At 68.9% G+C, this 14,101-nt stretch carries 11 protein-coding genes; 3 read left to right on the forward strand and 8 right to left on the reverse strand.

Translation table 11 applies throughout. From position 1 onward, the window contains the following. The first annotated feature begins 56 nt into the window (after positions 1 to 56). Together DDF62_RS22235 and DDF62_RS22240 are read left to right on the forward strand one after the other, a co-directional pair. Positions 57 to 1,448, forward strand: coding sequence for a Fic family protein (locus DDF62_RS22235; protein WP_116491133.1), 1,392 nt, complete (start codon positions 57 to 59; stop codon positions 1,446 to 1,448). Beyond that, the gene (locus tag DDF62_RS22240) at positions 1,418 to 2,278 is read left to right on the forward strand and encodes an integrase (protein ID WP_133244967.1); all 861 of its coding nucleotides are present in this window, start codon (positions 1,418 to 1,420) and stop codon (positions 2,276 to 2,278) included. Before DDF62_RS22235 ends, DDF62_RS22240 begins: the two co-directional genes overlap by 31 nt. Before the next feature lie 10 nt (positions 2,279 to 2,288). Here the strand turns inward: DDF62_RS22240 and DDF62_RS22245 are convergent, their stop codons facing one another. The 8 genes from DDF62_RS22245 to DDF62_RS22280 all read right to left on the reverse strand — a co-directional run bounded on the left by DDF62_RS22245 (position 2,289) and on the right by DDF62_RS22280 (position 11,966). Beyond that, positions 2,289 to 3,956, reverse strand: coding sequence for a recombinase family protein (locus DDF62_RS22245; RefSeq protein ID WP_116491135.1), 1,668 nt, complete (start codon positions 3,954 to 3,956; stop codon positions 2,289 to 2,291). Between the two features lie 119 nt (positions 3,957 to 4,075). After that, positions 4,076 to 6,067, reverse strand: a complete 1,992-nt coding sequence (rlxS, locus tag DDF62_RS22250) for a relaxase/mobilization nuclease RlxS (protein ID WP_116491136.1) — start codon at positions 6,065 to 6,067, stop codon at positions 4,076 to 4,078. Between the two features lie 250 nt (positions 6,068 to 6,317). Beyond that, a complete protein-coding gene (locus DDF62_RS22255) occupies positions 6,318 to 6,929 on the reverse strand; it encodes a lytic transglycosylase domain-containing protein (protein WP_244286915.1) in 612 nt (203 codons plus the stop codon). Beyond that, entirely contained in the window at positions 6,917 to 7,438 is a 522-nt protein-coding gene (locus tag DDF62_RS22260; protein ID WP_116491137.1) for a S26 family signal peptidase, read from the reverse strand. Before DDF62_RS22260 ends, DDF62_RS22255 begins: the two co-directional genes overlap by 13 nt. After that, positions 7,431 to 7,682 carry a helix-turn-helix domain-containing protein gene (locus tag DDF62_RS22265; RefSeq protein ID WP_244286916.1) on the reverse strand — a complete coding sequence of 84 codons (252 nt, stop codon included), beginning with the start codon at positions 7,680 to 7,682 and terminating at the stop codon, positions 7,431 to 7,433. The genes DDF62_RS22260 and DDF62_RS22265 overlap by 8 nt, the downstream gene beginning before the upstream one ends. 193 nt (positions 7,683 to 7,875) lie before the next feature. Then, entirely contained in the window at positions 7,876 to 8,202 is a 327-nt protein-coding gene (locus DDF62_RS22270; protein ID WP_116491138.1) for a DUF736 domain-containing protein, read from the reverse strand. A gap of 762 nt (positions 8,203 to 8,964) precedes the next feature. Continuing rightward, positions 8,965 to 10,788, reverse strand: a complete 1,824-nt coding sequence (locus DDF62_RS22275; RefSeq protein ID WP_116491139.1) for a ParB/RepB/Spo0J family partition protein — start codon at positions 10,786 to 10,788, stop codon at positions 8,965 to 8,967. A gap of 140 nt (positions 10,789 to 10,928) precedes the next feature. Next, entirely contained in the window at positions 10,929 to 11,966 is a 1,038-nt protein-coding gene (locus tag DDF62_RS22280; protein WP_116491140.1) for an ArdC family protein, read from the reverse strand. A gap of 810 nt (positions 11,967 to 12,776) precedes the next feature. On the opposite strand from DDF62_RS22280, the gene DDF62_RS22285 reads away from it, so the two are divergent. Then, positions 12,777 to 14,099, forward strand: a complete 1,323-nt coding sequence (locus tag DDF62_RS22285) for an MFS transporter (RefSeq protein WP_133244968.1) — start codon at positions 12,777 to 12,779, stop codon at positions 14,097 to 14,099. The last annotated feature ends 2 nt before the right edge of the window (positions 14,100 to 14,101 follow it).

Raw genomic sequence — 14,101 nt, forward strand, 5'->3', positions numbered from 1 at the left:
TGCGCATTTATCCGAATAATTGCGCGATAACGGTTGCGCGCAACAAAGGTCGCGACATGTCCCGCATCACACCCGAGAACGCCCTGGAGGAGATCCTGGAGCTGGTCGCGGCGTCGCCCGACGGCCTCTCCATTGGCGACATCGCCAATGCGCTCGGCTTTTCCGCCGCCCGCCGGACACTGCAGTACCGGCTTCGCCGCCTCATCGACGACGGTCGGCTGCGCATGATCGGCCAAGGTCGTTCCGCGCGCTACCGGACGCCTGATGGCGCGCCAAGCCAGGATGCCCTTCAAAGCCAGGCGCCCGTCACCGACGTCGTGCCGCTCTCCGAGGCTGGCCGGCGGGGGCGCGACTACGTCCGCGGCCCGATCGAAGCCCGCCGCCCGGTCGGATACGATCGCGCGTTCCTGGACCGCTATCGCCCCAATCAGAGCTTCTACCTGAGCCAGGCCGAACGCGATCGCCTGGCGGCGATCGGCGCCCACCGCGCGGAGGCCGCGCCGGCGGGCACCTATGCCAGACAGATCCTCAGCCGCCTGCTCATCGACCTGGCCTGGAACTCCAGCCGGCTTGAAGGGAACACCTACTCCCTGCTGGATACGCGCAGGCTGCTCGACTTTGGCCAGGAGGCGCAAGGCCGGGCGCATCGCGAAGCCCAGATGATCCTCAACCACAAGGACGCGATCGAATTTCTCGTCCAGTCGGCCGACGACATCGGGTTCAACCGCTACACAATCCTGAACCTGCACGGGATGCTGGCCAACAACCTGCTGCCCGATCCTTCCGCGGTCGGGAGGCTGCGCCACATCGCGGTCGGCATCGAGCGCTCAACCTTCCATCCGCTGGAGACACCGGCGCTGATCACCGAGTGCTTCGACCAGTTGTTGGCGACCGCCGAGGCGATCAGGGACCCCTTCGAACAAGCCTTCTTCGTGATGGTGCAGCTTCCCTACCTGCAGCCGTTCGACGACGTGAACAAACGCGTCTCGCGCCTGGCGGCCAACATCCCGCTGATCAAGGCCAACCTGGCGCCCCTGTCCTTCACCGACGTCCCGGGCGATCTCTACGCCCAGGCGACCCTGGCGGTGTACGAACTCAATCAGGTCGACCTGCTCAAGGATGTGTTCCTGTGGGCCTACGAGCGCTCTGCCGCGCGCTACGCGGCGGTGCGCCAGTCGCTCGGCGATCCAGACCCCTTCAGGCTCAAATACCGGGACGCTCTGCGCGAGGTGGTCAGCGAGGTGGTGCGAAGCGCCATCACCCGGCCTGAGACCGGCGATCACATCCGCTCGCGCGCGCGGGCCTTGCTGCCGGAGGCGGATCGTGAACAGTTCGTAGAGGTCGCCGAGACCGAGCTTCTAGGTCTGCACGAAGGCAATTTCGCGCGCTATCAAATCCGGCCTGGCGAGTTCGCCAGATGGCGGACGATCTGGGAGGCGGGCCGGTGACTGCTGCGCCGCTCGAAAGCCAGGTCGATCTCCAAAGCCGCCTCTACGCAGCGTACCAGACCGCGCGGCAGGCCACGCCGCTTAAGGGCCGCTTCATGCCCTATGGCTGGAGCTCATTCCCCAGCGACGCTGGTGGAGCATGGATGCCCTATGGCGAGATGCTATCGGAGTTCGCCCGGGAACTGGCCAACACCATCAACGGGCTGACCCATCACGTCCATCGGCTTCAGGCCTGGGCGCAGGTCATCGCGCCGCTGCCCTATGAAGAACAGATGGAGGCGGCTCACGAATTCATCGAGGTGCTCGGGACCGCCGCGATCGGCCTGCCCTACGTGATCAAATCGCGCTTGGCCTACGCCGCCGGGCATCTGTCCCACCAAGCCAACATGACACGGAAGGGCTGGCAGGATGTCTTTCCGGCCAAGACCGCCCTCTACCTCAATGACATCGAGCCGTTTGGGGCGCCCTGGAAGACGTTTCGAGCTTTCAAGCGAAAGGTCGAGGCGATCGGCGGCAAGGCGTTCAGGGCCGCGACGTCTGATTTTCGCAACGCCTACAATCATCGTTTCCCGCCGCGCCTAGTGTTGGGCGTCACGAATATTATCGAACGGGCGAGCGATCCGACGACAGGAAAGGCCGTCTACCTGCTTGGCGGCAGCGCGCCGCTGCAACCGCTCGAGGTCGCCAACCTTCTGATGCGCGAACTGGACCTATGCTACGACGCCTTCGAGGCGTTCCAGGCTCTGGTCGACGAACAGACCAAGGCCATCGTGGCCTTCGAGGCCGCGCGCGTCGCGACTGATGACGAACCGCCCGCGCGAGCGCCCTGACTGAGGGCCTCTAGACGCAATCAAGCTTGGGCGCGCGCCTGGCCGCAGCCAACCGCAGGACGTCGGTCTGGGTGCTCACATAGCCGGCCGCGCCATAGGCCGCCAGGAGCGTACCGAACCGTTTGCGAAAGTATGTCGCGGTGGGGATCGAATGGTCCAGTTGGATCATGCGCTCGTCCAGATAGCCGTGCGTCTCCAGCAAGCGGCGCAGAAAGCCGATGAGCTCATCCATCGTGAACCGAGCGCCGGCCTGATTGCGCAGGACCGACGGCTTCCCCGGTGGCCGCACGTTTGGCGCGCGCCCATGGAGACCGCGGCCGGCCCGCTTTGCGCCCTCGCGGACATAGTCGGAACGTTCCAGCGGCGTGTCCAGGCCGGCGCGAACATAAGCCGTCAGCAAGCTGCCGAAATGAATACGGTAAGCCTTAGCGGTTGGGACGCCGGGCGTGGTGTTGAGGAGCAGCCCGCTGATGAAGCCATGTTCGGCATATAGGGCCTGAAGTTTCGCCAGCGCGGCCGCCTCGTCCCAACGCGTGCCGCCGCGCCCGCGATTTCGGGCGTACTTTGAGGGCTCGTAGCCGATGTAGGCATAGGCCGCGCGAAGGCCGCCGAACCGGCGTTCCAAGGTGTGGATCGCTGGCGTGTAGGGGCATCGGATCAGGATCGCGGCGGTCAATCGGCCATGCTCGGTCAGGCATCGCCGCAGGCGCTCGGCAATATCGTCGTTGGACAGACGCGTGGTCGTGGCGTCGAAGATCGCCTTGGCCTCGTTGAAGAGACGCTTGGGCACGATAGGGGGAAGCTCCTGGACCTTGATCCAGGATGATCTCGCAGTGGGCTTGGGCGAGCTCCTCAGGTACTGCCAAGTCTTTCCGTAGAAGACGACGCCAGTGTAGATTTCATCGACCAGGACCCTGCGCACCTTGGCCCCGGTCCATGGGCCGGCGGTAGGATGGGGTCGCTGTTCCTTGATCAGGCGGCGCGCAATCGCTTCGTGGTTCAGGCGCCGACGCACGAACAAGCGAAAGATCTCCCGGACGGTAGCGATCTCATCGGCCGGGCCGAGAACAAGGCGAATGCGGTCGGTGGTGATGGCCTTGCGCTCGCCGGCCTGCAGGATCTGACGCGTCCTGCCCTCGTGGGTGATCAGCTCACGCCGGATACCGAAGACCACCGCCGACCCGGTATGATGACCCAGTTGCGCCTGAAGCTTCTTGGCGCGACGCAGGCGATCGGAGAGCTCGCGCACATACTCGCCGGCCATGATGCGCTTGATGTGCTTGACGATCGACGAGCCTGGCGAGCCATCGTTCTCGAAGGGCTCGACGCAGAAGCGCACGTCGATACCCGCCTCCCAACACATGAATTCATAGGCGGCGGATTCGTCGTAGTTCTGGTAGCGCCCCCATCGGCTGACATCGAGGATCAGCAGGGCTTTGAACTGGAAGGCCTTTGTGCGGACGTCATCGAGAAGGGCGTTGAGGGCGCGGCGTCCCTTCCGACGCAAGCCCGTACGGCCTTCATCGGCGTAGGTCTGCACGATCTCGAAGCCGCGCTGCTGGGCGTAGCGTGCGATGGCGGCCGTCTGGTTGGCGATCGAATAGCGCTGATGCTCGTCCGACATCCGCAGGTATTGCGCGGCCGGAACCAGAAGGCGGGGTTGGGCCGGGCCGTTCATCGCCGCTCCTGTCCCCCGCAGGGACGATACGCCCGGCGTGGCGCGGCGAACAGGACGCCAGATGATACATTGGGGCGAAATGTATCTTCCAACGATGGATTTCGAGCGTTTTTCGAGGCCTAGAAAACCGACGGCCCTGAACGCCCTCGTCCTATCGTCCAGCTGACGCCGGCCTCGCGCAGGACCCCGGACACGGCGCGGCCTTCCTGTCCTTCCAGCGCAGGACGCCAAGGGACCAGCGTGAAGTCGCGGCTGCGCTCGATCATGGCCAAGCGCCCGCTGGCCAGCTCCACCGCGCGCCGATAGACCCCCTCGATCCTCTGACCCGGCCGCGTCTCGGAAAAGGTCAGCCCCGTATCCTGGGCCAGGCCCTCGGCCGCGACGATCAGCTCGCGCCGCTGCAGACCGGACAGGAGGCCGGCGCGATAGATCATCTGGCCTTGCGTCTGCTGGGCCAGGCCCTGATCGATCAGCCACTGACGACGCTGGGCCAACGCCTGGCGGACCTCGCGCCCGAAGCCCGCGTCGCGCAGCGGTTCGGGCGCCTCGGCGATCAGTTCCCGATCAAGCCAGGTGGCGCCCAGCGCGCCCACCTGCCGGTCCAGAGGCAAGGTCGACAGGGTGCGCACCACCACCGGGGCGTTCTGAGCCTTCATGCGCTCGTAGGCGCCGGCGCGCTCGACATGATCGGCGGCGATGATCCAGGTCCCGTCGTCCTGGCGCTCGACCCCGACCCGTCCCCGGCGCAGGGCCTCCAGCCTTCGGACATGGGTATCGGCGAAGGCGGCCGAGGCCGTCGGATCGGAGGCCAGGTGCAGATCGAGGCTGTAGCGCCCGTCGTTGGCGGCGGCGATCCTGGCCACCGTGTGATCGGCCGCCCGGGGCTCGACCGGACGCGGCGCGATCGCCACCACCGCGCCTTGCGGGATCGGCTCGACCGCCAGGCTCGGGCCGATCTCGACATAGTGAGCTCGACCGTCGAGGCCGTCGACGACGAGATAGTGGCGATCCTTCAGCTCGTCCGACAGGCCGCGCGCGACCAGGCGGCCGACCAGCGGGCGCGCGTCCGGCGCCGTCGGCTGGTAGATGACCTGGTCGCTCTGCGCGTGCGCCAGACCACCTGTCTCCAGGGCGCGATAGAGCGTCTTCTGGATGTCGCCGCGCTCGCCCATGCGGCGCAGGGTGTCTTCCAGGCCGTCGGCCAGGCGCCAGCGGGTCGGCGCGTGCTCCTTGGCCAGGCCCAGGCGCGCGAGGGTCTGCAGGCGCCCGGCCCGCAGCGAATAGAGCAGGCGATCGACATGGCGCGGCGAGACCAAGCCGTCGGCGTCGACATCACGCAGGAGGCCGCGATCCAGGCTCGTCAGACGCTCCTGGTCGACCTCGCGCCGCAGCCGCCCTTCGATCTCGTGGTCGGCGCGCGGTCCCAGGTCCAGCGACACCAGCTCAGCGGCGCGCTCGCGCAGGCCCTGGGTCAGGTAGTCCTTGGCGATAACGTGCTCGCGGCCCTGGTCGTCGCGCCCGCGCACGATGATGTGGGTGTGAGGACGGCCGGTGTTGTGGTGATCGACGGCCACCCAGTCGAGCTTTGTGTCGAGGTCGGCCTCCATACGCGCCATCAGCCGGCGGATCATGGGTTTGAGATCCTCGTACTGCGCGCCGTCCTCGGGCGAGACGATGAACCGGAACTGCCGCGTATCTCCTCCAACCTCGGCGCGGTCGATGAAGGCGCGGCCGTCGGCCTTGTCGGCGCGTGCATCGTAGAGTTGGCCGGGCGCGCCCTCGCGCGTGACGCCGTCGCGCTGCACATAGCGGATGTGGGCCCGAGCCGCGGCCAGGCCCTTGCCGGTCAGGCGGGGGATCGAGAACTTCACGATCACCCGCCGGGCTCGGTAGGCGGCGAAGCGGTCGCGGGCGGCCAGCACCTGGGCGACGCCAGCGCCCTTGCCGATCCGCGCGCCGGTGAACCCGGCCTTGCGCGGCGCCTTGCCGAAGGCCCCGCCGCTGGCCAGCACGGCCGAGCGCAACACCCGCGACAGATAGCTCTTGCCCTGCTTGGAGCCCAGCGCCCGGGGCTTGCCCAGGCGCGGCTCGAAATCGTCTTTTCCGGCCATGGCGTCTCTCCGGCCCTTCCTATGGCCGATCGCGCCGGCCGTCGAAATTGGCGCCACAAATTGTCTCTTCTTTTCAGAGCCTTAGAGCCAACATGGCGCCAGGCCCGCCGGCATGGCGCCATGCGACCACCCTAGAAAGCGATGTGCAGACAAGGACTTGAGGCGACCAGACCGCAGGGATGGCGCCGTTGCTTCATCTTGCCTTACCCGCGCTTTCTCCCCCTCCCCTCCCTGCACCCGCGCAACGCCATCACGGCGTCTCCCTCCCCTGCGCCGAACGGGGGACCAGCAGCCCCGCCGAAGGCGCGGGCGCGAGGCTTGGGTCGACGGGCGCGAGGCGACCTTGCAGCGGAAAGAACAGGCGCGCCCCCGACAGCACGGCGGGCGGCAAGGCCGCCTCGCCGGGGGTCTGGGCCAGGGTTTCGATGTAGCGGCGGGTCTCGGCCGGGAGGGGCTGGCCGGTCTCCAGGTGGGCCGCGTAGCGGGCGGGTCCGGCGTTATAGGCGGCGAAAAGGCCCGGATAGCCGAAGCGCGCGCGCATGGCCGAAAGATAGGCCGCGCCCGCCAGGATGTTGTCGCGCGGATCGTGGGGATCGGGACCCAGGCCATGGGCCTTGGCCAGGTCGCGATAGGTCCCGGGCATCAGTTGCATGAGGCCCATGGCGCCCGCGCGCGAGGTGATCGGAACGCCGCCGAGGTGGGTTCGCCCACCGCTTTCGGCGGCCATCACCGCCACGATCCAGGCCTGGGGAACGTCGAAACGCCGGGCCGCCTCGGCGATCTGCGGACGCCATCGCTCGATGCGCGGGGGCGTGGCCGCCGGCGCGGCGACCATCACGGCCACGACGATCAGGGCAGCCACAGCGGGGTCGCCCGGCCGATGATCGCGCCTTTCGAAAGCGGTCCGAAATAGCGCCCGTCGAACGATTCCGTCGTGGGATTGAGCAGCAGGACATCACCGTCCGACAGCCGCTCGCACCCCCTCCACCAGGGCAGTCTGCGCCCGCGCCGGTCGGCGGGGCGGCGCAGCGCGACGGGTTTGTCGTTGACCTCGATCCAGGCTCCGCGCGCGCAGACCTTGTCGCCGGAGACCGCGCCCACCGCCTTGATCATCGGGACGTTGGCCGGGAGATAACCGCGCTGGGCGGCCAGACTACGCGCGGCGGGGGGCGGCTCGGCCAGCACGTGATCGCCGACCTCGACCGGCGCGCCGGGCCGGATCCGCCACAGGCCCACAGGGGTGCTGGCGCTGGCGTTCCAGACGAGACGCGGGGCCGGATCGAACATCAGCGGCGCGGCCAGGGCGACCATCGCCCCCGCCGTCACGGCGACCAGGATCTGGCCGCGCGGGGTGAGCAGGCGGCTAGACATGACGGTCCTCGCGGCCGGCCTCGCGGGGCGAGCCGTTACGCCGCGACCAGGCGTCCAGGTCGTCGATGTGGTAACGGATGAACCGCCCGTGGCGCCGGAAGGCCGGCCCCAGGCCCTGGCCACGCATGGTCTCCAGCGTACGCTCGGCCAGCCCGATATAGTGGGCCGCCTGGGCGGTGTTGAGGAACGGACTGCCCTTGCGCGCGCGGGCGGCCCGGTTGATCGCGTCGTCTTCGTCCATCATCGCCGTGCTCCCTTCTGGTGGGCGCGCGGCGGCGGAGAACCGTGGATTTGGCCGCGCTCGGGCGAGAAAACCGCGCGTGTCGAGCGGCCGGAACGTACGCAAACGCCCCCGCGAAAAACGTTCCCCCCTTCGCCTTCCCGGACCATGTTGCGGGTGGTGGCCCCCGCGCCTGGCGGCGCGGGGGCGGGACCGGTCAGTCCTCGGGGTTCCAGATCAGGGCGAAGACGTCGTCGTCGTCCTGGCCGGCGGCGCGGCCCAGTTTGACCTTGTAAGCGCGCGGGCCGATGTCGGGGTGAGCCAGGTTCAGGCCGACATATTGCTGGCCGGAGGTCTGGCCGATGTTGAGCCATCCCGCGCCGATCTCGACCCCGGAAGCCACCACCCGGAAGTCGGGATAGCTGGGCGAGGCCTTGTCGCGGATGGGCAGGATCTCGATGTCGGCGCGGACATTGAGGGTGCGGAGCTGGCCCTTGAAGGCGCCGGTTTCCGTGCGGGTGACGTGGCCGAGGGTGGCGGTCATGGCGGGGGTCCTTGTCTTGGTTCGTCGGGGCCGATCCCCGGCGACAGGCGCCCCGTCATGGGCGCTGCGGCCGGCCTTGACCCGAAGGGCCTCGGGCCCGAGGGCCGCAGCGCAGCGCAGGACCCGAGCGGCGGGCTTTTTTGAAGCGAAGCGGGCGCGAGGAGCCGCGCCGCCTTCGGCGCGGCGGGGAAAAAAGTTCGACGCGACGGTTCAAGGCCGGACGGAGCGCCCATAGGGTTCAAGCCATCGTCTGGGGTTCGTCCTCGACGGATCACGACGAGGACCCCCGTTCAGGCCGCCCCCTCGGCCACGTCGCCCGCACGGAAACCCAGCGCCTTCAAGGGCCGGCGCCGTCACGCTCGGCGGCGGCCGGCGACATCGAGATCGCCCGCCCGCGACGAGGCCTCGCCCAGCTAGCCCGGTCTTTTCCGGGTCGTGGCTTTCGGGGGTCGAGATCGGCGCGGGATGGCTCGACATCGGCCAGATCTCCGGCCAGCAACATGTCGGCCCAAGCCTGATCCGCCCCGACATCGGCCCGCGCCTACAAGGCCAAACTGGGCCAAACCGCCGACCAGGACGACGACGACGTCTTCGCCCTGATCTGGGACCTGCGAGGACTGACCGGCCCCGCCCTCGCGCCGCCAGGCGCGGGGGCCGCCGCCCGCCCTGCCCTGCCCCGCACAAAAAACCCCCGCGTCCGAAGACGCGGGGGACAAGGCGAAAGGCTTGCGGATCGGGGCGGGCCATGACCCGCCCCGCCCTTCATTCGGCCGCGACGATGGCCAGGTTCGGGTCGGCCGCCAGGGCCACGCCGGGGGCGACGACAGGCTCGCCAAGGGCGCGCACCCGACGCAGAAGGGGCGCGACCGCCTTGCTCTTCCGGGCCGTGGCGAACGCCCGGCGGGTATAGGCCTGGGCCGGGAAGGTCAGCCATTTGGGGGTCCATTTGGCGACCTTCGGCCGGTCGCCCGTCCCCTCCAGGAAGTCGCGCAGAATGGCCTTCTGGGTCTTGACCTTCTCGCTGACATTGCCGTCCGCGACCTTCTTGCCGCCGACCTCCTTGAGCATGGCGTTGACGGCCTCGCGGTCGCGGATCAGGTCGAAGAACGCCTGATCGGGGCTCCAGAACGCGCCCATGTCGACCTTCAGGAAAAGCCCCGCCGCCTCGACCTCCGCGCTCCCGGCGGCCAGGGTTTCGCCGATGACCACGGCGGCGATCGCCAGGACGTCGGCGTCGGACAGGGACAGGAGCTTGGCGAAGATCGCCGCCGCCCCGCCTTCGCGTCGCTGTCCGGCCAGATCGCCGCTCGCCTCCAGGCCCAGCAGCGCGGCGGCCGCCGCCCGCTTGGCCCGAAAGGCCGCCTCGGCCGGAGCCGCCTCCAGGCTGGCCGACACCGCTTCGGCGCCCGCGCGGCGGGGATCGGGTTCGACGCGCCACAGGGGCGAGCCCGCCAGCGCGTGGGCGATGAGCAGGCGCAAGGCCACGCCCGGATGATCGGTCAGCACCGCGCGCACGGCGGCGTGCCGGTGCAGGTCGATATAGCTCTGCTGGGCGCTGGTGACCTCGGCCCGGTCGCTGGTCGGCGCGGCCTCGCCTTCCTCGCCGCGCGCCGCCTTGGCGGCGGCGGCGTGGGCGCGCCGGGCCTCCTTGGCGGTCAGGAAGCCCTCATGGACGCTCACCTCGCCGCGCGAACTGACCTCCAGGAAGACCTTGCCGCCCTTGGCCTTGGAGACCTGCTCATGCTTCCACGAATAGAAGGGCTGGCCGGTCTCCAGCACCTCCACCGCGCCCCAGCCCTGCGCCAGAAGGGCCTCGCGCTTGGCGGCGATGGCCTGGTTCTGGCAGGTCCAGAAGAGGTTGGGATCGGTGAAATAGCTGTCCTCGCCGAACAGGTCGGCGATGATCTGACCGGGGTAGTCGTCGAGGCTGAACAAGGCGTGCTTGGCCGGGATGGAGGCGCCGCCAAACAGCCAGGTCTTGAGCTGCGCGCCGGTCGGGGCGCGACGCTCGGGATCGTCGAGCATGGCCAGCCACTCCTTCTGCTGGCCCTTGGTCGCCAGCGTCAGCGAGCGGACCGTGGCCACGTCGATGGCCTCGCGCCGATAGAGGCCCCGGACGCGCGGCAAGAGGTTGCCCAGCGCCAGGGTGCGCCTGACCACCGCGTCGGTCATGTGGAAGGTGGCGGCGATCTGCTCGGGGCTGCGCCCGGCCTTGATCAGCTTGGCGAAGGTCTCCCAGCACGAGACCTCGTCGGGCGGCAGACGTCCGAGGTTCTCGATCAGCGAGGCCTCGATGGCGGCGGCGTCGTCGCCCGGCGCCAGGATGGCGATGGGCAGCGGATCGATATCGATCCCGGCGGCGATGGCGGCCATGGCCGCATACCAGCGCCGGGCGCCGGCCACGATCTCGAAATGGCCGGGCACCACCGCGCCGTCCTTGACCGTCTCCAGCACCAGCAGGGTCAAGAGAACGCCGCGCTGGCGGATCGACGGGCCGATGTCGGCGGTGTCGGGCTCGGGCTGGCCATGGTGCATGTTGAGCCGCGAGATGGTCATGTTGCGGGGGTCGGCGAAAGCGAGTTTCATCAGGGTCGCTCCTGTCTTTCAGGGGTGGAACCGACCCCGTCGGTGATGCTGTCCAGGCGGCGGACGGGGTCGGGGATGCGCCGGGCTTGGCGCGTTCGACCGGCGCCGGGGCCATGGCCCCGGCGCGCGGAAGGGCGAGATCAGGCGGCCATGCTCGTCGGCTGCTCAGCGGCGGCATGCCGCGCGGCCAGGACGTCCGCGCCGGGCTCGGGCGGCGGCGAGGTCTGGAAGGTCAGCAGCAGGTCGGCGGCCTTGGAGGCTTGCGAGGCGGCGCGGAAGATCGCGCGGTTGTCCTCGCGCAGGACCTCCAGCCACGAGCCGATATAGTCGGCATGGCGCACGGTCGGGACGATGCCCAGGCTGGCGCAAACGAAGGCCGCGCCCATTTCGGCGACCAGTTCCTCGCGCGCATAGGCCTTGCCGCCGCGATGGCCCGACTGGTCGCGGTCCAGGCGCGAGCCGTGGCCCGTCCAGTGGGACAGTTCGTGGAAGGCGGTGCGGTAGTAGTTGATCTGGTCGGCGAAGGCCGGCTGCGGCGGGACCTGCACATAGTCGAACAAAGGGTCATAGAAGGCGCGCGGCCCGCCGACGCGGAAATCCGCGCCGGTGGCGGCGATCAGCGCCTCGGCATGGGGGACGGCTTGGCGCTCGGGCAGCGGCGCGGGCTCGGGATCGACGCGCTCCAGGCCCTCGCACTGGGCAAGATTGAAGACGGTGAAGCGCTTGAGGAAGGCGACCTTGCCGGGCTCGTCGCCCTCGCGCGCGGCGCGTTCCTGTTCGGCCTTGGGCGTGAAGCGGTCGGCATAGACGACGGTGGTTCCGCGCTCGCCCCGCCGCACGCAGCCCCCGGCCGCGAGGGCTTGGCGGAAGGTCAGCCACCCCTGCGAGGGATAGCCGTGCTCGATGACCGCGCCCCACAGAAGCAGGATATTGACCCCCGAATAGCGCCGCCCGGTGACGCCGTTGCGCGGCAGACTGAGGGCCGCGCCGCCGTCACGCCCCCACGGCTGGACCCAGGGCAGGCGTCCAGCCTCCAACTGGTCGATGATCTTGGCGGTGACCTCGTCATAGAGACTGGCTTCGGTTCGCCGGGTGGATGAGGCGATGGCCGAGGAGGGCGCGGCTTTTGCGGCGAGCGTCTGGCGCCTGCTCTTGGAGCGTTGACCGGTGGGGCGCATGAGCGGGCTCCTTCCCCGCCCCAAACCCCGCATCCTTTCGCCGGAAAGGGGGGTGGGCGGCGAGGAGCGGCCGAAGAGGCCCGCTGGCGGGCGGCGGCACCCAAAGGGCCGAAACGAAGTGGAGGAGCCGGCCTCCGGCCGGCTTGCCGCCGACCAAGGCGGGCCTAGAAGGGCGCGCCGCCCACCCTCCTTTCAGGGGAAAGGAAAACAAGGAAAGTCATCGCGCGCAGCGCGATGGCCTTGTGGAAGGCTCTAAGTCTCTCGATCTGCTCGGCGACCATGGCCAGTGGCGTTTCAAGGCGCCGTGCGAGGTTCTTTGCCCTTGCCGCCCGTATCGGCGTCGGGGCCAAGCAGAAACAGCATCGCCCCGACTACCCCCGGACTTCGGCAGAAGGCCGCGCGAGGCCGCGCTGACGATCTTGCAAGGCGCGATTCATGGCGGCGATCACTGCATGGCCGGGCCGGAAAGTCCGACAGGCCAAGTACTCGCCGCGCGGATCGCGGCGACGCCTGGCCGCTCAGTCACCGATCGAGGCCAGCCGCTCGCCCTGCCCGCGCGCGAAGTCGATGCTAGGATGAGCGCCCAGGCATAGAGCGGATGGCGTCGAAACTCGGCCATCTGGCGACACGCCATGGACAAGCCGGCGCGACATCGGCGCCGCCCTTCAATGACGCCGATGGTACGGGGGCGCCGCTGTTCCCGGCAAATTTCAAACCGCCGGTGTCGAGGAGTGAGTGCGACGGCGAGCTCATCGGAGAAGTGTCACGAACGGTCCTTATGTGTCCTTGGAGCGCGTTCAGGACAAGTCGATGATCCCGCGTTTCAGGGTCGCCCCCCACAACGCTTTCCAACTCATCTATGGTGCGGCCCATGGCGCCAAAAGCCTGATCTGGCACGCCAGCGAGTTCCTTTTCGCTTTCTTCCTGACCGAGGCTGCGGGCCTGGCGCCCGCCTATACGGGCGTGATTCTGGGCCTTTCCCTGGGACTGAATGCACTGATGGACCTCGCCGTCGGATGGTCGCTGCGGCGCCTTGTGCGCGACAGCACCGGCGCTGCGCGCCTTCAACTGACGGGCGCCTGGATCAGCGCGCTGATGCTGGTGGTGTTCGCGATGACCGGGCAGATGCCGGCCGGTCTGCGGCTCGGTTTCGCCCTCGCCAGCCTGGTGGCCTTCCGGCTGGCCTATCCCTTCTACGATAACCCGCAGAACGCCTTGATGACCTTCGCGACGCAAGACGACGGCGGTCGCGCGCGTCTGGCTTCGGCGCGCTACGTGGCGGGCGGCGGCGCTAAACTGTCGCTGGCCTTGGCCTTCGCACCGATGATGGTCGGACAGTCCGCCCTCGCCCAGTCCCATCGCTTCGCGCTTCTTTGCGTGGTCATGGGTCTGCTGGCGATCATCACGGCCGTCGGCCTGCGAGCGTTCGTGCGCCGGCGGCCAGACATCAAGGTGCGCGGCGGGCAATGGCGGAAGGATCGACCGTCGTCGCGTCTCAAGCCCGTCCCGTCTCTGGCCGCGCTCCTGGCGATCGCCTTCACGTTGGCGGTGTCTGCTTCGATGTTCGGTCGTCTAGAGCCGTACATCGCCGCCTTCGCGATCCGCCAGGTCGCCGCCGCCAGCCTCATGATGTCCGCAGCGACGCTGGGTTCGCTGCTAAGCCAATTCGTCTGGGCGCGCCTGGCCCAACGCATGGGCCTGACCGAAATGTTGCGGGCTGCTCTGGCGATCGTGGTGACGGGCGCGGGGCTGTTGTTCTTCCTGACGCCTGATAGTCTCGCTTGGGCGGCGGCCGCCTGCGCGCTGTACGGTATCGGCTCCGGCGGCGTGGCGATGACGCTGTGGTCGCTGCTGGCTGGACGGGCCGCTTCGCCCACCGCGCGGATTCGGGGAACGGCGGCCTTTGGCCTCTATACCTGCTGCTCCAAGCTCGGCCTCGCCGTCGCCGCCATCGGGATGGGCCGTGTCCTCGCCGAGGTCGACTATCGCGACCAGATCATGGCGATGGGGCCGCTCTTTGCGACCATGGCCAGCGCGCCCATAGCCGGCGCCCTGGTCATCGGCCTGCTGACCGTGGTTGTTGGCCAGGGTGAACGCGCGCTGACGCCGTCCCGGAGCGCCGGTCTGGGTTGACC

The sequence above is a fragment of the Caulobacter radicis genome (assembly GCF_003094615.1).
Taxonomy (GTDB): domain Bacteria; phylum Pseudomonadota; class Alphaproteobacteria; order Caulobacterales; family Caulobacteraceae; genus Caulobacter; species Caulobacter radicis.

Coding starts and splice junctions, on each gene's coding strand:
- DDF62_RS22245 (WP_116491135.1), bottom strand. CDS start 3,956: ATGAACGGCCCGGCCCAACCCCGCCTTCTGGTTCCGGCCGCGCAATAC.
- DDF62_RS22270 (WP_116491138.1), bottom strand. CDS start 8,202: ATGACCGCCACCCTCGGCCACGTCACCCGCACGGAAACCGGCGCCTTC.
- DDF62_RS22285 (WP_133244968.1), top strand. CDS start 12,777: ATGATCCCGCGTTTCAGGGTCGCCCCCCACAACGCTTTCCAACTCATC.
- DDF62_RS22275 (WP_116491139.1), bottom strand. CDS start 10,788: ATGAAACTCGCTTTCGCCGACCCCCGCAACATGACCATCTCGCGGCTC.
- DDF62_RS22260 (WP_116491137.1), bottom strand. CDS start 7,438: ATGTCTAGCCGCCTGCTCACCCCGCGCGGCCAGATCCTGGTCGCCGTG.
- DDF62_RS22235 (WP_116491133.1), top strand. CDS start 57: ATGTCCCGCATCACACCCGAGAACGCCCTGGAGGAGATCCTGGAGCTG.
- DDF62_RS22280 (WP_116491140.1), bottom strand. CDS start 11,966: ATGCGCCCCACCGGTCAACGCTCCAAGAGCAGGCGCCAGACGCTCGCC.
- DDF62_RS22265 (WP_244286916.1), bottom strand. CDS start 7,682: ATGATGGACGAAGACGACGCGATCAACCGGGCCGCCCGCGCGCGCAAG.
- DDF62_RS22240 (WP_133244967.1), top strand. CDS start 1,418: ATGGCGGACGATCTGGGAGGCGGGCCGGTGACTGCTGCGCCGCTCGAA.
- rlxS (WP_116491136.1), bottom strand. CDS start 6,067: ATGGCCGGAAAAGACGATTTCGAGCCGCGCCTGGGCAAGCCCCGGGCG.